At 68.6% G+C, this 14,726-nt stretch carries 15 protein-coding genes; 4 read left to right on the forward strand and 11 right to left on the reverse strand.

Features of this window, described 5'->3' with window-relative positions:
• The first annotated feature begins 39 nt into the window (after positions 1-39).
• Positions 40-1,455 (forward strand): aspartate ammonia-lyase, encoded by a 1,416-nt coding sequence (locus E3O60_RS16190; RefSeq protein WP_174776212.1) that lies wholly within the window; start codon positions 40-42, stop codon positions 1,453-1,455.
• 71 nt (positions 1,456-1,526) lie between these two features.
• Here E3O60_RS16190 and E3O60_RS16195 read toward each other — a convergent pair whose 3' ends face one another.
• The 3 genes from E3O60_RS16195 to E3O60_RS16205 all read right to left on the reverse strand — a co-directional run bounded on the left by E3O60_RS16195 (position 1,527) and on the right by E3O60_RS16205 (position 5,000).
• Positions 1,527-2,876: a PhoH family protein gene (locus E3O60_RS16195; protein WP_370291286.1), complete on the reverse strand. Its 1,350-nt coding sequence runs from the start codon at positions 2,874-2,876 to the stop codon at positions 1,527-1,529.
• Between the two features lie 199 nt (positions 2,877-3,075).
• Positions 3,076-4,224, reverse strand: coding sequence for an aminotransferase class V-fold PLP-dependent enzyme (locus E3O60_RS16200; RefSeq protein ID WP_241993289.1), 1,149 nt, complete (start codon positions 4,222-4,224; stop codon positions 3,076-3,078).
• Positions 4,221-5,000: an isoprenyl transferase gene (locus tag E3O60_RS16205; RefSeq protein ID WP_103429803.1), complete on the reverse strand. Its 780-nt coding sequence runs from the start codon at positions 4,998-5,000 to the stop codon at positions 4,221-4,223. The genes E3O60_RS16200 and E3O60_RS16205 overlap by 4 nt, the downstream gene beginning before the upstream one ends.
• Positions 5,001-5,076: 76 nt before the next feature.
• Between E3O60_RS16205 and E3O60_RS16210 the strand changes: the two genes are divergently transcribed.
• Positions 5,077-5,778: a hemolysin III family protein gene (locus E3O60_RS16210; protein ID WP_088456701.1), complete on the forward strand. Its 702-nt coding sequence runs from the start codon at positions 5,077-5,079 to the stop codon at positions 5,776-5,778.
• A gap of 16 nt (positions 5,779-5,794) precedes the next feature.
• Here the strand turns inward: E3O60_RS16210 and E3O60_RS16215 are convergent, their stop codons facing one another.
• Both E3O60_RS16215 and mca read right to left on the reverse strand, forming a co-directional pair.
• The gene (locus E3O60_RS16215; protein WP_088456702.1) at positions 5,795-6,049 is read right to left on the reverse strand and encodes a hypothetical protein; all 255 of its coding nucleotides are present in this window, start codon (positions 6,047-6,049) and stop codon (positions 5,795-5,797) included.
• 5 nt (positions 6,050-6,054) lie between these two features.
• Positions 6,055-6,918 (reverse strand): mycothiol conjugate amidase Mca, encoded by an 864-nt coding sequence (gene mca / locus E3O60_RS16220; protein WP_174776211.1) that lies wholly within the window; start codon positions 6,916-6,918, stop codon positions 6,055-6,057.
• A 76-nt stretch (positions 6,919-6,994) separates the two neighbouring features.
• Between mca and E3O60_RS16225 the strand changes: the two genes are divergently transcribed.
• Both E3O60_RS16225 and greA read left to right on the forward strand, forming a co-directional pair.
• Positions 6,995-7,390: a DUF4307 domain-containing protein gene (locus tag E3O60_RS16225; RefSeq protein WP_166788903.1), complete on the forward strand. Its 396-nt coding sequence runs from the start codon at positions 6,995-6,997 to the stop codon at positions 7,388-7,390.
• Between the two features lie 184 nt (positions 7,391-7,574).
• The gene (gene greA / locus E3O60_RS16230) at positions 7,575-8,063 is read left to right on the forward strand and encodes a transcription elongation factor GreA (RefSeq protein ID WP_088456704.1); all 489 of its coding nucleotides are present in this window, start codon (positions 7,575-7,577) and stop codon (positions 8,061-8,063) included.
• Between the two features lie 61 nt (positions 8,064-8,124).
• On the opposite strand, the gene ilvA is transcribed toward greA, so the two are convergent.
• The 6 genes from ilvA to E3O60_RS16260 are packed head-to-tail and all read right to left on the reverse strand — an operon-like array spanning position 8,125 to position 14,667.
• On the reverse strand, positions 8,125-9,396 hold the full coding sequence (ilvA, locus tag E3O60_RS16235) for a threonine ammonia-lyase (RefSeq protein WP_088456705.1): 1,272 nt from the start codon (positions 9,394-9,396) through the stop codon (positions 8,125-8,127).
• Positions 9,393-10,682, reverse strand: a complete 1,290-nt coding sequence (locus E3O60_RS16240) for an AI-2E family transporter (RefSeq protein ID WP_240632225.1) — start codon at positions 10,680-10,682, stop codon at positions 9,393-9,395. The genes ilvA and E3O60_RS16240 overlap by 4 nt, the downstream gene beginning before the upstream one ends.
• Positions 10,679-11,809 (reverse strand): ABC transporter ATP-binding protein, encoded by a 1,131-nt coding sequence (locus E3O60_RS16245; RefSeq protein ID WP_088456706.1) that lies wholly within the window; start codon positions 11,807-11,809, stop codon positions 10,679-10,681. The genes E3O60_RS16240 and E3O60_RS16245 overlap by 4 nt, the downstream gene beginning before the upstream one ends.
• Positions 11,806-12,681 carry an ABC transporter permease gene (locus E3O60_RS16250; protein WP_088456707.1) on the reverse strand — a complete coding sequence of 292 codons (876 nt, stop codon included), beginning with the start codon at positions 12,679-12,681 and terminating at the stop codon, positions 11,806-11,808. The genes E3O60_RS16245 and E3O60_RS16250 overlap by 4 nt, the downstream gene beginning before the upstream one ends.
• Positions 12,678-13,520 (reverse strand): ABC transporter permease, encoded by an 843-nt coding sequence (locus E3O60_RS16255; protein ID WP_370291284.1) that lies wholly within the window; start codon positions 13,518-13,520, stop codon positions 12,678-12,680. Before E3O60_RS16255 ends, E3O60_RS16250 begins: the two co-directional genes overlap by 4 nt.
• A 7-nt stretch (positions 13,521-13,527) precedes the next feature.
• Positions 13,528-14,667: an ABC transporter substrate-binding protein gene (locus tag E3O60_RS16260; RefSeq protein WP_134498635.1), complete on the reverse strand. Its 1,140-nt coding sequence runs from the start codon at positions 14,665-14,667 to the stop codon at positions 13,528-13,530.
• Between the last annotated feature and the right edge of the window lie 59 nt (positions 14,668-14,726).

The following is a 14,726-nucleotide window of genomic DNA, read 5'->3' on the forward strand; positions in this document are numbered from 1 at the left end:
CGACCGGCAACCCGCATGAATCGAAAGGTATGACACACCGTGGTGGACATTTCAGCTGAGACAGAATTCCGGATCGAACACGACACGATGGGCGAGGTCCGGGTTCCCGCCGACGCGCTCTACGGTGCGCAGACGCAGCGGGCGGTCGAGAACTTCCCGATCTCCGGATCCGTGCTCGAGTCCGCCCAGATCGCAGCCCTGGCCCGCATCAAAAAGTCGGCGGCCCTCGCCAATGCCCGTCTGGGCGTGCTCGACTCGAACATCGCCGACGCCATCGCGGCAGCCGCCGACGAGGTCATCACCGGTCGATACGACGCCCAGTTCCCCATCGACGTGTACCAGACCGGCAGCGGAACCTCGTCGAACATGAACATGAACGAGGTGCTCGCCACCCTCGCCACCCGCCGCCTGGGCAGCCCGGTTCACCCCAACGACCACGTGAACGCGTCGCAGTCCTCCAACGACGTCTTCCCCACCTCGGTGCACATCGCCGTGACCAGCGCCCTCATCGACGACCTCATCCCGGCCCTGGATCACCTCGCGGTCGCGTTCGAGGCCAAGGCCGAACTGTGGGCGACCGCGGTCAAGGCCGGCCGCACCCACCTGATGGACGCCACCCCGGTCACCCTCGGCCAGGAATTCGGCGGCTACGCCCGCCAGATGCGCCTGGGCATCGAACGGGTGCGCACCGCGCTCCCCCGCGTCGCCGAGGTGCCGCTGGGCGGCACCGCCGTCGGCACCGGCATCAACACGCCGGCCGGTTTCCCGCAGCTCGTCATCGAGCTGCTCTGCGACGAGACCGAGCTGCCGATCACCGAGGCCATCGACCACTTCGAGGCCCAGGCCAACCGTGACGGCCTGGTCGACGCCTCCGGTGCTCTGCGCACCATCGCCGTTGGCCTCACCAAGATCTGCAACGACCTGCGTTGGATGGGCTCCGGCCCCAACACCGGCATCGGTGAGCTGAGCATCCCCGACCTGCAGCCGGGCTCGTCGATCATGCCCGGCAAGGTCAACCCGGTCATCCCGGAGGCCGTGCTCATGGTCTGCTCCCGCGTGATCGGCAACGACGCCACCATCGCCTGGTCCGGCGCCTCCGGCGCGTTCGAACTCAACGTGGCCATCCCCGTGATGGGCACGGCGCTGCTCGAGTCGATCCGGCTACTCACCAACGGCGCCCGGGTGCTCGCCGACAAGACCGTCGACGGCCTCGAGGCCAACCTCGACCGTGCCCGCGCGCTGGCCGAATCATCGCCGTCGATCGTTACCCCGCTCAACCGGGTGATCGGCTACGAAGCCGCCGCCAAGGTGGCCAAGCACTCCGTGGCGCAGGGCCTCACGGTGCGCGAGTCGGTCATCGACCTGGGCTTCGTGGAACGCGGCGAGGTCACCCTCGAGCAGCTCGACACGGCCCTGGACGTCCTGAGCATGACCCGGCCGCCCCAGGCACGCTAACCCGTACCGCGAAAGCGGCGAACCGGTTGCTTCAGCTTCGCTGAGGCAACCGGTTCGCCGCTTTCGCGCCTCTATGCCAGCTCGTTTCCCTCCAGCATCTCGGTGACCAGGGCGGCGATGGCGCTGCGCTCGGACCGGGTGAGGGTCATGTGGGCGAACAAGGGGTGGCCTTTCAGCGTTTCGATCACACTCGCGACACCGTCGAAGCGCCCCACCCGCAGGTTGTCGCGCTGGGCCACATCGTGGGTGAGCACCACCCTGGAGTTCTGTCCGATCCGGCTGAGCACCGTCAGGAGCACGTTCCGCTCCAGCGACTGCGCCTCGTCGACGATCACGAAGGCGTCGTGCAGGCTCCGACCACGGATGTGAGTCAGCGGCAGCACCTCGAGGATGCCGCGCTCGACGACCTCCTCCAGTACGTTCTCGCTCACCAGCGCCCCGAGGGTGTCGAACACAGCCTGGCCCCAGGGACCCATCTTCTCCTGCGCGTCACCGGGCAGGTAGCCGAGCTCCTGGCCGCCCACCGCGTACAGTGGCCGGAACACCATGATCTTGCGGTGCTGCTGCCGTTCCAGCACGGCTTCCAGGCCGGCGCAGAGGGCGAGCGCCGACTTCCCCGTCCCCGCTCGACCTCCCAACGACAGGATGCCGATCTCCGGGTCCAGCAGCAGGTCGATCGCCAGGCGTTGCTCCGCCGAACGTCCGTGCAGGCCGAACAGGTCGCGGTCCCCGCGCACCAGGCGCAGCTCGCCCCGCCCGGTGACCCGCCCTAGGGCCGAGCCCCGGTCGGAGTGGATCACCAGGCCCGTGTTGACCGGCATGTCCTGCACCAGGCGGGTCTGCAGGGACTCCTTGTCGTAGAGGTCGTTGACCTGCTCGGCGCTCAGGGTGATCTCGTCCATGCCCGTCCAGCCGGAGTCCACAGCCAGCTCATGCCGGTACTCGTCTGCGGTCAGTCCGATCGAGGCGGCCTTCACCCGCAACGGCAGGTCCTTGGACACCACGGTGACGGCGAGTCCGTCGTTGGCCAGGTTCATGGCCACCGCGAGGATGCGCGAGTCGTTGTCGCCCAGCTGCAACCCGGAGGGCAGCACCGACATGTTCGAGTGGTTCAACTCGACCCGCAGGCTGCCGCCCTCCCCCACCGGGATGGCGAAGTCGAGTCGTTCGTGCTTGACCCGCAGTTCGTCGAGGTAACGCAGCGCCTGCCGGGCGAAGTAACCGATCTCCGGGTCGTTGCGCTTGGACTCCAGTTCGGTGATCACCACCACCGGCAGTACGACGGAGTGTTCGGCGAACCGGAAGATCGCCTTCGGATCGGACAGGAGAACCGAGGTGTCCAGCACGAAGGTGCGCTCGGTTTGGTCGACCCCTGACGGTGTGTGTTCTGCGTTCAGGTAGTCGGTTCGATTAGCGGTCACAACCACTCCCACCCCGCACCCGAGGGTGCGGATTTGTTGGCGAGCGGCCACAAGCTTTTTCTCGAGCCGTACTTATGTGGCCGTCTCGATCAGGTGCCATACCTGATGAGATGAACGTACGTCGAGTGGCTGGGAATTAGAAAAGCGACACGCCCAACGTCACGAGACGTTAACGTTCGTCGGGCGGGTGCCGGCCAGGTCAGTATCCGGCGGCGGCCGCGTACGCCGTGAAGGCGCCGCGCAGCATGCCGACGGTCTCGTCGGCGAGGTGCGCGTGCACGCTGAGCCGCACCGTGCCGCCCCGGGTCGTGACCGTCACGCCGTGGTTGTGCAGCGCGGCACCGAGCGCGGTGAGACGTTCCGCGGGCGGTGCGAGTACCACCAGGCCGGCCCGATCCCTGGCGTCCCTGGCGGACAGCACCGGAATGCCGAACTGGTCGGCCAGGTCGATCAGTCGCTCGACGTTGGCGCACACCAGGGCCTCGATGGCGGGCAGGCCCGCGACCTGGATCTCTTCCAGCGCCGTCGCGAACCGGGCCTGGGCGATGCCGTCCCCGTTGGTCACCCCGAACGCCGACGCCGCGTGTGCCGGCGGCGGCACCTGGTCCCACGGCTCGGTGATCTCGGTGCCGGTGAATCCGGAGACAACCGGGGTGAGCCGTTCCACGGCGCGGTCGCTCAGGGCGAGGAAGCCGGTGCCCCAGCCGGCCCTGACCCACTTCTGGCCGCCGGAGGCGACGACATCGGCCGCCTCGTAGGCGGCATCCACCACCCCGAAGCCCTGGATGGCGTCGACGATGAGCAGCCTGTCACCGATGACCTGCCGGATGCCTTCCAGGTCGGCCCTGAAGCCCGTGCGGGAATCGACGAGGCTGACGGCGACCGCGACGGTGGTCGGTGTCAGCTGGTCCCGCACCTGGCCGGGAGTGACCGCTCCGGCGCTGTTCTCGCCGCCGTCGGCCGTGAGCCACTGCGGCGTCGCCACGTGCAGGGCCTCCGCGGCACGGCTGGCCGCGAACGGCAGGCTCGGAAAGTCCGCCGGTGACAACAGCACGTCACCGGTCAGGCCGAACATGGCGTGCATGAGGCCCATGCTGGTGTTGGGTTGGGACACGATCTGGTCGGCCCTGAACCCCAGGCCCGCGGCCACGGCGGTGCGCATCCGCAGATCTTGCTCGCCGAAGTGGCCGAGGCTGCCGTGTCGGGCCCTGGCCAGGATCTCGGTCTGGCCGCGCGTTTCGGCGACGACGGCACTGGACATGGGGCCGATACGGCCGTAGTCCAGGTAGCCGGGGTCTTCGGTGAAGCCGTTCAGGAAGGCGGCGAGGGGCGTCTCGACCGCGCTCACCCGCCGAACCTGCGGTGCCGTTTGGCGAAGTCGCGCAGGGCCCGCAGGAAGTCGACCTGGCGGAGGTCGGGGCCGAGGGCCTCGACGAAATAGAACTCGCTGTGCGCGCTCTGCCAGAGCATGAAGTCGCTGAGGCGCTGCTCGCCCGAGGTGCGGATGACGAGGTCGGGGTCGGGCTGGCCGCCCGTGTACAGGTGCTGGCCGATGAGTTCGGGGGTGAGGGTCTCGGCGAGGTCCTCGAGAGTGCCGCCGTGGGCATGGTGGGTGGCGACGATGCTGCGCATCGCGTCGGTGATCTCGGTGCGGCCGCCGTAGCCGACGGCGAGGTTCACGTGCAGGCCCGTGTTGGCGTGCGTGCGGGCCTCCGCGGCGGACAGGGCGCCCTCCAGGGGCCCGGGCAGGCACTTCTTCGACCCGACCTGCTGCACCTTCCAGTCGCGGTAATGCGACAGGTCCTCGGCGAGGTCGGCGATGATCTCGAAAAGGGCGTCGAGTTCCTCGGTCGGGCGCTGGGTGAGGTTGTCGGCCGAGAGCAGGTACAGCGTGACGACGGAGATGCCGAGATCGTCGCACCACTCCAGGAATTCGCGCATCTTCGCGGCCCCGGCCCGGTGCCCGTGGGCGGCGGAGTCGTAGCCGAGCTGTTTGGCCCACCGACGGTTGCCGTCGATGATCATGGCCACGTGCCGCGGCAGGACCGCCGCGGTCAGCCCGCGACGCAGCCGACGCTGGTAGACCCTGTAGAGGAGTCCGCGTCCGAGGGAGAATTGCCGCATCTGCACACAGTTACGCTAGCTCAATCCGGCCCGCGTTCGCGCCGCGGCGCCGCCGAGGCTGCCGTATCCTGACAGCATGGCCGCTACGGATGACATCCCGAATCTCCCCCTCCTCGAAGACGAGATCGAGCATCCGGTTCCCGAAAAGCCCACCTGGCGGGGCTGGATCCACGCCGGCACGTTCCCGGTCACCATCGTCGCCGGCATCATCCTGCTGCTCGCGGCGGACGGCCCGGCTGCTAAATGGAGTTCGGCGGTCTTCGTGGCCAGTTCGATGCTCCTGTTCGGCAACTCGGCGCTGTACCACCGCTTCAACTGGCAGCCGCGCACCCGCATGGTGCTCAAGCGCATCGACCACGCCAACATCTTCCTGCTGATCGCCGGATCGTACACGCCCATCACGGTGCTGGCCCTGCCGCCGGACAAGGCAGTGCTGCTGCTGACCCTGGTCTGGGGCGGCGCGATCCTCGGCATCGCGTTCAGGGTGTTCTGGATCAACGCCCCGCGCTGGCTGTACGTGCCGCTCTACCTCGCGCTGGGCTGGGGCGCGCTGATGTTCATCGTCGACTTCTTCCAGGCCGATGCCCTGATGATGACCCTGATCATGGTCGGCGGGCTCTGCTACTCGGTCGGCGCCGTCGTCTACGGTCTCAAGAAGCCCAACCCGATCCCCGGGGTGTTCGGCTTCCACGAGATCTTCCACTCGCTGACCGTGGTGGCGTTCCTCTGCCACTGGTTCGCGATTCTGATCATCGCCACGCATCCGCTGTACCCGTAGGCGGGTACCCCTGAGCTCAGGCTTCTGGCGTGTCCTTCTTCTGGGCGGCCAGCGCGTCGCGTTCGGCGACCTCGGCCTGCAGCCGTTCCTGCATCTCCGCACGGTATGTGGTGCGGCGGATGCGGCGGGCCAGGTCCATGCCCAGCAGCAGGGTCACGGCCGCGACGAAGAAGATCGCGAAGAAGCCCCACGGGCCCGGTGTGACGGTGTCGGGGTTGAACTCGGGCGCCGGGGTGTTGGACAGGATGAAGCTGACCACGGGAGAGTACATCCCGCTCACGCGTCGTCCCTCACACCACTGAAAAGATCGGATTCGGGCATGTTCGTGTCAACTTTCGATTCGACGAGTTGGAAGTCCTCGTAGGGCCAGGCCTTGCGCACCATGTCATTGGGCCAGAAGAAGAAACTGCTCGTCGGCGACACCTGGCTGGCATGTGACCGCAAGGCATCGTCGCGCACCTCCAAGAAGTCCCCGATCGGCACGTGCGTCGTGGCCAGGTTCGGGTACTCGCTCATCCGTTCCCTGGCGCTGGCCAGCGGTTCGAGCAGGTCGGAGTCCGGTTCGGTGATGCTGAGTTCGAGGTACATGGCGTCCATGCGCTCGAGGTTGAAGATGCGGTCGTAGTACAGCTTGTCGATCTGCCACGGCGCGCCGGCATCGGGATACCGGTCGGCGTCGGCCGCGGCGCGGAACGCCTCGACGGAGACCTGGTGGCAGCGAATGTGATCGGGGTGCGGGTAGCCGCCGTTCTCGTCGTAGGTGATGAGCACCTGGGGACGGAAATCGCGGATGATGCGCACCAGGGGTTCGGCCGAGTACTCCAGGGGCACGTCGGCGAAGGAGTTCTTGGGCACCCCGCCGTCGTCGGCCATGCCGGAGTCCTGGTAGCCCAGCCAGAGGTGTTGGATGCCCATCGTCTGCTGGGCCGCCGTCATCTCCCGGCGGCGGAGGCCGGCGAGGTCGCGCTCGGCCATGGCCACGTCGGCCAGGTCCTCGTTGAGGATACTGCCGCGTTCACCGCCCGTGCAGCTCACGATGAGAACCTCGGCGCCGAGGCTTCGGTAGTACGCGTACGTCGCGGCGCCCTTGCTCGACTCGTCGTCGGGATGGGCGTGCACTGCCAAGAGCCGCAGGGTCATGAAACTCCTCAGAAATGCCAGCTAACCTAAGGTACAAGCCTAATCGTTGAACCGTGAGTGTGGAGTCTGAGTGGCCGTGAGCAGCAACCTCGACGAACGCTATGGGCGAACCCCCGGCAGCACCCGCCGCGACCGCCGGGTGTTGTGGGTCGTTGCCGGACTCTTCGCCCTGATCCTCACCGGATGGGTCGTCTGGGCGGGCCTTGACGGCGCGGGCCCGGAGATCGAAGCCAGGGACACCAGGCACCAAATCATCGACGAGAACGGCATCAGCGTGACCTTCGAGGTGTCGCTGCCCCCGGAGAAGGCCGCCAGCTGTGCTGTGCAGGCGCTCAACGAGTCGTTCACCGTGGTGGGCTGGAAGGTCATCGATCTGGCGCCGTCCGCCGACTACACCCGCTCGTTCACGGAGATCGTGAAGACGACCGAGTTGAGCAACACCGGATTGATTTACCGCTGCTGGTTGACCTAGACTGATGTATTCGCCCTGACAGAAGTCGGGGCGTCCGCTGTATGTCGTGACGTACTAGGCCGCGATGTTCTAGGACGTGACGTGTCAGGCCGTGACCTGCCCAGCGACGAACGGCCGCTTCCTGCGGCACCATCGGCGCACTATCTGCCGGCGCACCACCGATCAGCACGAGAAGGAGAGAACCATGACTACCGAAACCTCGGTCACCTGGCTAACCCAGGAGGCCTATGACCGCCTCGCTGCGGAGCTGGACACTCTCAGCACTGTTGCTCGGGTGGACATCGCCAACAAGATCGAGTCCGCGCGGTCGGAGGGCGACCTCAAGGAGAACGCCGGCTACCACGCGGCCAAGGAGGAGCAGGGCAAGATGGAGGCGCGCATCCGCACCCTCACCCTGCTGCTGCGCACCGCAGAGGTGGGCCACGCCCCCGAGAGCAAGGGCGTCGTCGAGCCCGGAACCGTCATCACCGCCACCATCGCCGGTGACGAGAGCCGGTTCCTCATCGGCAGCCGGGAGATCGCCGGCGACAGCGACCTGGACGTGTACAGCGAGAAGAGCCCCCTGGGCGAAGCCATCATCGGGCTCAAGGTCGGCGCGAAGACGAGCTACGAGACCCCCAACGGAAAGCAGATCGCCGTGGAGATCCACCTCGTGGAGACCTTCACCGGCTAACTGCCCCTGGTGACTCGAACGGCCGGCTGCTCACGCAGCCGGCCGTTTTTGTGTGCCCGGTCTAGTCGGTGCGGGGATCGTACCCGGCGGCGCGCAGGGTGTCGACGACGTGTTGGCGGTGTTCGGGGCCGCGGGTCTCGACGCTGATGTCCAGCTCGACCTCGCTGATCTGCAGGCCGGCGCCGTGGCGGGTGTGCAGGACCTCGATGACGTTGGCGTGCGCCTCGGCGAGCAGCTCGGAGATCCGGGCGAGCTGGCCGGGACGGTCGGGCAGCATGATCCGCAGCTTGAGGTACCGGCCGGATGCCGCCAAGCCGTGGCTGATCACGCGCTGCATGAGCAACGGGTCGATGTTGCCGCCCGAGAGCACCGCAACGGTGCGGCCGGTGTTCGTGATCTTGCCGGCCAGGATGGCGGCGACCGAGACGGCTCCGGCCGGCTCGACGACGAGCTTGGCCCGCTCGAGGAGCACCAGGATCGCCCTGGCCATGTCGTCCTCGCTGACGGTGACGATCTCGTCGACGGCGTCGCGGATGATGGCGAAGTTCAGCAGGCCCGGCTTGGCCACGGCGATGCCGTCGGCCATGGTCGGGGTGATGTCGATGGCGAGGGCCTCCCCCGCGGCGATGGACGGCGGGTACGCTGCAGCGTTCTCCGACTGCACCCCGATGACCCGGATCCGACGGTTGTGCCGTGCCGAGTACTGCTTGAGCACACTGGCCATGCCGGAGGTGAGCCCGCCGCCGCCGATCGGCACGATCACGGTCTCGAGGTCGGGCATCTGGTCGAGGACCTCGAGGCCAAGGGTGCCGGCGCCGGCCACCACGTCCGGGTGGTCGAACGGGGGAATCAGGACCGCGCCGGTCTCGCGGGCGTACTCGGCGGCGGCCAGGAGCGGCTCCGCGACCGTGTGCCCGCGCAGGATCACCTGGGCGCCGTAGTCGCGAGTGGCCTGCAGCTTGGGCAGCGCGACGCCGACGGGCATGAAGATGGTCGCCTCGATGCCGAGCTCCCTGGCGGCGAACGCCACCCCCTGGGCGTGGTTGCCGGCGGAGGCGGCGACGACGCCGCGAGCCTTCTCCTCGTCGGTGAGCTTGGACAGCCGGTGGTACGCGCCGCGGATCTTGTACGATCCGGTGCGCTGCAGGTTCTCGCACTTGAGGAAGACCGGTGCACCGAGGATCGCCGAGAGGTAGCGGGAGCTTTCCATCGGCGTGACATCGGCCACCCGCGACACCACGGTGCGGGCGGTCTCGAAGTCGTCGAGGGTGGGGCCGGCCAAGGTTGTGTCGGCACGGGCTGCGCCGGCGAGAACTGCGGGGGTGTCTGTCATGGACGGGTCTCTCTTACTCTGCTCTCGGTGACGGCGACTGTGCGCTGCGGCCGGAAGCCCGGCCGCTGCGGAATCGTCTGCCACAGAATGGAGCCGGGTGCAGCGCCGGCCGGCGGCACTCCCCCGCGCCAGGCACCGCTATGGATGTAGCTGATCATAACGTTCAGCACGGCAGCGACGGGAACCGCGAACAGGGCGCCGGGGATGCCGGCCAGCAGCGCACCGGCCGCCACGACCAGCACCACGCCGAGCGGATGCACCTTGACGGCGGTGCCCATGATCAACGGCTGCAGCACATGGCCTTCGATCTGCTGTACGAGCAGCACCACCCCGAGCATCAGCAGGGCCACGAACCAGTCGTTGAAGATCAGCGCTATCAGCACGGCCACGGCGCCCGTGGCCACGGCGCCGACGATCGGGACGAACGAGCCCAGGAACACCAGCACGCCGATCGGGATGGCCATCGGCACGCCCAGGATCGCGGCTCCGGCGCCGATGCCGATCGCGTCGATCGTGGCGACCAGGATCTGCACCCTGGCGAAGTTGCCCAGGGTCGTCCAGCCGGCCGCGCCGGCTCCGGCGACGGCAGGTCGCGCCCGGCGGGGGAAGATCCGGACGATCCAGTTCCAGATGCCCTTACCGTCGATGAGGATGAACAGCAGACTGAACAGGGTGAGGAGCGCACCCGTGGCCAGGTGCCCCAGCGACGACCCCAGCGACAGGGCGCCGCTGATGAAGATCTGGCTGTCGGCCTGGAGGGCGTCGACGGCCTGGCTGAGATAGCCATTGATCTCGGCGTTGCTCAGCTGCAACGGCGACGCCGCCAGGACCTCCTTGAGGTTCGCGTACGACGCCGCGAACCGGGCGCTCAGCCCCACCGAGCCGGCGGCGATCTGCGTGACGGCCAGCGTCACGAGACCGGCGATCACCGCGAGGGTGCCGACCAGAGCCGCCGCGACGGCGAGCCCCTTGGGCCAGTGATGCCGGGTGAGGAAGCCGACCAGCGGTACGAGCAGGGCGGACACCAGCACCGCCACGAGCAGCGGGATCACGATGAAGCGCAGCTGCACGATGAGGTACAGCAGCACGGCGATCACGGCGGCGATCACGAGAAGACGCCACGCCCACGCGCCGGCCAGGCGGATGCCCGCCGGGATGTTCTCGTCCACGCCGTTGGTCTCCGGCTGCACCGGCGTGAGGACCGCCGTGATAGGCGCGGTCGAGGGGGTCGTTCGGAGTTTACGCCGGCGGCCGAACCAGCCGGGACTTCCCGTGGGTGTGCTCACCGAACCAGTCTAGGACGGCGTGGGAGCGCGGCGGCGAGGTCCTGCACAGCTTCCACCGGGACGGGTGCGCCGGCAAAGCGCACCAGCACGCTCTCGCCCACCTGATGGCGGTCGCGGACGTCGTGTTGCACCACGACGGTGCCGCCTTGCTCGAGTTGCACGCTGGTGCGGCGCAACGAGCCGAGGAAGCTGGAGACCAGCACGGTGCCCGCCAGGCTCATGCCTGCCGGAGCGTCGCCTGGCGTCCCGGCAGTGACCAGCGTCAGGTCCTCTGGACGCACGAAGACCCGCACCGGCCCATCGGCGTGGGACGGGTCGAGCAGCGGCAGGACCACCCCGTGCACCTCGGCGAAGCCGTGCCGCACCGCTCCGGGCAGCCGGTTGCTCAGCCCCACGAAATCCGCGATGAACGGCGTCGCCGGCCTGGTGTAGAGCTCCTCCGGCGTGCCCACCTGCTCGATCCGGCCGTCCCGCATCACCGCGACCCTGTCGGCGACGGCGAGGGCCTCGTCCTGGTCGTGCGTCACGAAGAGGGTGGTGATGCCCAGTTCGGTCTGGATGCGCCGGATCTCATCGCGCAGCTGCACCCGCACCTTGGCGTCCAGCGCCGAGAGCGGTTCGTCGAGCAGCAGCACCCGGGGCCGGGTGACCAGCGCCCTGGCCAGGGCCACCCGCTGCTGCTGGCCGCCGGAGAGTTCGTGCGCGAACCGGCCGTAGTGGGCGTCCAGGCCGACCAGGGCCAGGGCCGCCGCCGCCCGTTCGCGGCGCTCGGCGGCCGGCACCCGGCGCATTCGCAGTCCGAATTCGACGTTCTCGCCGGCGCTCAGGTGCGGGAACAGCGAGTAGGACTGGAACACCATGCCCATGTCGCGGCGGCTGGTCGGCAGCCCGGAGACGTCGTCGCCGTTGATCAGGATGCGTCCGTCGTCGCAGCTCTCCAGGCCAGCCAGCACCCGCAGCGCCGTGGTCTTGCCGCTGCCGCTGGGGCCGAGCAGGGCCACGAGTTCGCCGGGCTGCAGGGTGAGGTCGAACTCGGTCAGCGCAAGGTGGCTGCCGTAGCGCTTGGCCACGCCGGCGAACTCGACGACAGTCTTCTGCTGAACTGTGGGCGTTTGGATGTGACTCATGACTGGTCTCCGCCGGAGGTCGGGGTGGTCGGGGTGAGGGTGGTCGGGGTGCGGGCCGGCCGGCGACGTTCGGTGCCGAGCCGGCCGATGGCCAGCAACAGCAGGAACGCCGCGAACAGTGCAAGCAGCGAGAGGATCACGGCGCTGTACGGGTCGTTCTTGCTGACCACCACGAGCGCGGTCTGCAGGTTGACCCGGCTCAGTAGCGACGCGATGGTGAACTCGCCCAGCACCACGGCCACGGCGATGAACGCGCCGGCCAGGATGCCGCGGCGGAGGTTCGGGACGAGCACCCGCACCAGCACACTGGCCCAGCCGGCACCGAGGGTGCGCGCCGCCTCGCTGAGCGTGCGCACGTCCACACCGTCGAGGTTGGCCTGGATCGCCCGGTAGGCGAACGGCAGCACGGTGATGCCGTACGCGAATGCCAGCGTCCAGACGCCGCTGCCCGCGAACCGGGCCAGCACGCTGAACACCGGGGCCAGGCCCACCACGAGCACGATCGCGGGGATGGAGATGGGCAGGATGCACACGATCTCCAGCGTGCGGCGCAGCCGGGGGAACCGGATGTGCACGAGCAGCATCGTCGGCACCAGCAGCACCAGCACGATCATGACGGTGCCGACGGCCAGACCCACCGAGTTGCCGAGGGCGACCAGAACCGGGGCGTACTCGCCGGTCAGCCCGTTCTGGAACAGCTCGATCCAGCGCTGGAAGTCGTAGCCGCCGACCAGGCCGCGCCGCAGGGTGAACTCGATCATCGCGAGGATCGGCACCGCGAAGACCAGGCCGACCCCGCCGAGGATCAGCAGCCTGGTGAGCCGACCGGGCGCGTGCGCGACGCCGCGCACCGACCGGAGACCCGCCGTCATCGCTGCCACCTCGCGGCGCGGGACGCCAGCTTGGAGTAGCCGATCATCACGACGGTCATCACCAGGATCATGCCCAGCGCCAGCGCACCGGCGAGGTTCTCCCGGCCGAGCATGGTCTCGCTGGTCAGCGCCGACCGGATCTGCAGCGGCACGATCTGCGCGCCCTGGCTGGTGAGGGTGGCGGCGGTGGCGTACGAGGAGAACGCGTTGGCGAACAGGAGTAGCAGGCCGCCCAGGAACGACGGCGCCAGCACCGGCAGGCCGATGCGCAGCCAGTAGGTGCGCGTGCTGCCGCCGAGGGTGGCGTTGGCTTCCGCCCAGGTCGACTTGAGCGACGCGAGCGCCGGCATGAAGGTGATGATCATCAGGGGCACTTGAAAGTAGATGTACGGCAGCACCAGGCCGGGCAGTTCGTAGAGCCAGACCCCGTCGGCGAAGATGTCGATGCCCAGACGCTCCTGCAGCAGCAGGGTGACCATGCCCTGGATACCGATGGTCGCGGTGAACGCGAAGGCGAGCATGGCGCCGCCGAACTGGGCGATGACGCTACTGAGGGAATCGACGGTGGAGCGCAACGCCCCGTCCGGGCGGGCGCCGAGCAGGGCGTAACAGACCAGGGCGCCCACGACGGCGCCGATGATCGCGGTCAGCGCCGACAACCAGATCGAGCTGCCGAAGGCGGCCAGCACCACGGGGTCGCCGAGCGCGGCGACGGTGCCGAGGGTGAAGCCGCCGTCGTTGCCGATGAAGCCGGTGCCGACGGCGATCAGGGTCGGCAGGGCCAGGAAGAGCAGCACATAGACCGCGAACGGCAGCAGCCCGAAGGCTGCTGCCGGCACACGGAACCTACTGGACAGCCGCGGCCCACTTTTCGCCGAGCAGCGTTGCCGCGGCTTCGCTCTGCGCGGCGGTCGGGACCACTGTGGTGTCCGGCACGGCGGGCAGGGCGTCGAACAGGTCGGCGTCGATGGTGCCTTCCGCCGCCATGGCGTCGGCGCGCGCCGGGCGGGCGCCTCCTTCGAGCCAGAGGTTCTGCGCTTCGTCGCTGTAGAGGAATTCCTGCCAGAGGCGCGCGGCGGCCGGGTGCGGCGCATCCACGTTGATCGCCTGGTTGTAGTAGCCGGCGTAGCCGGTGCCGGGGAAGACCACGACCTCCCAGTTGCGCTCACCCTCCAGCTGGGCGCCGTAGCCGACGTTGAGGTAGTCCCAGTCGAAGACGACGGGGGTCTCGCCCGAGGCGATGGTGGCGGGGGTCGGGTCGACCTTCACGAAGTTGCCGGCGGCGTTGAGGCCACTGAAGAAGTCGATGCCGGCCTGGAAGTCGTCCACCGAGCCGTCGTTCTGGACGGCGGCCATGCCGACGGCGGCGAAAGCCGCTCCGGCCTGGGTCGGGTCGCCGTTGATGGCGACCTTGCCCTTGTAGTCGGCGCCGAGCAGGTCGGCCAACGACTCGGGTGCGGGAACGGCGTCGGGGTCGTAGCCCACGGCCATGTATCCGCCGTAGTCACCGACGTACAGGCCGCTCTCTTCCTTCAGCGCGTCGGGGATGTCGGACCAGGTGGCCACCTGGTAGGGGGCGAACTGGTCGGTGTTGGCCAGGGCAACGGCCAGGCCCAGGTCGAAGACATCGGGGGCGGTGTCCTGGCCGGCCAGGTTCTCGGCGGCCTGGATTTCCTCGGCGCTGGAGCCGTCAGGGGCGGCCTCGGTGATGGTGATCTCGGGGTACTTCTCGGCGAAGAGGTCCAGAACAGCGCCGTAATTGGCCCAGTCCCGCGGGAGGGCGATGACGTTCAGGGCGCCCTCCTCGATGGCGGCGGCCTCGAGGCCGGCCAGGTCGCCGAAGGCGGAGATGCTGGTGGCGGTGGCCGCGTCGACGGAACCGTCGGTGCCGGTCGCCTCGGCGGTGCCGCTCGCGCAGCCCGTAAGGGTGAGAGCGACGATGGCTGTCGCGGCGAGGGAAGCGGCCAGGGTGCGGGTGGTAAGCAAGGGTCCTCCGTATGAGAGAGCAGGGTGATGGCCGGCTGTACCGGTCGCTGCGAGACTAG

The organism is Cryobacterium sp. TMB1-7, assembly GCF_004402435.1.
Classification (GTDB): Bacteria; Actinomycetota; Actinomycetes; order Actinomycetales; family Microbacteriaceae; genus Cryobacterium; species Cryobacterium zongtaii.

Excerpts from the sequence above, each read along its gene's own strand:
- E3O60_RS16205 (WP_103429803.1), bottom strand. The coding sequence starts at position 5,000 with ATGCGGCAATTCTCCCTCGGACGCGGACTCCTCTACAGGGTCTACCAG.
- E3O60_RS16210 (WP_088456701.1), top strand. The coding sequence starts at position 5,077 with ATGGCCGCTACGGATGACATCCCGAATCTCCCCCTCCTCGAAGACGAG.
- E3O60_RS16215 (WP_088456702.1), bottom strand. The coding sequence starts at position 6,049 with ATGTACTCTCCCGTGGTCAGCTTCATCCTGTCCAACACCCCGGCGCCC.
- mca (WP_174776211.1), bottom strand. The coding sequence starts at position 6,918 with ATGACCCTGCGGCTCTTGGCAGTGCACGCCCATCCCGACGACGAGTCG.
- greA (WP_088456704.1), top strand. The coding sequence starts at position 7,575 with ATGACTACCGAAACCTCGGTCACCTGGCTAACCCAGGAGGCCTATGAC.
- ilvA (WP_088456705.1), bottom strand. The coding sequence starts at position 9,396 with ATGACAGACACCCCCGCAGTTCTCGCCGGCGCAGCCCGTGCCGACACA.
- E3O60_RS16245 (WP_088456706.1), bottom strand. The coding sequence starts at position 11,809 with ATGAGTCACATCCAAACGCCCACAGTTCAGCAGAAGACTGTCGTCGAG.
- E3O60_RS16250 (WP_088456707.1), bottom strand. The coding sequence starts at position 12,681 with ATGACGGCGGGTCTCCGGTCGGTGCGCGGCGTCGCGCACGCGCCCGGT.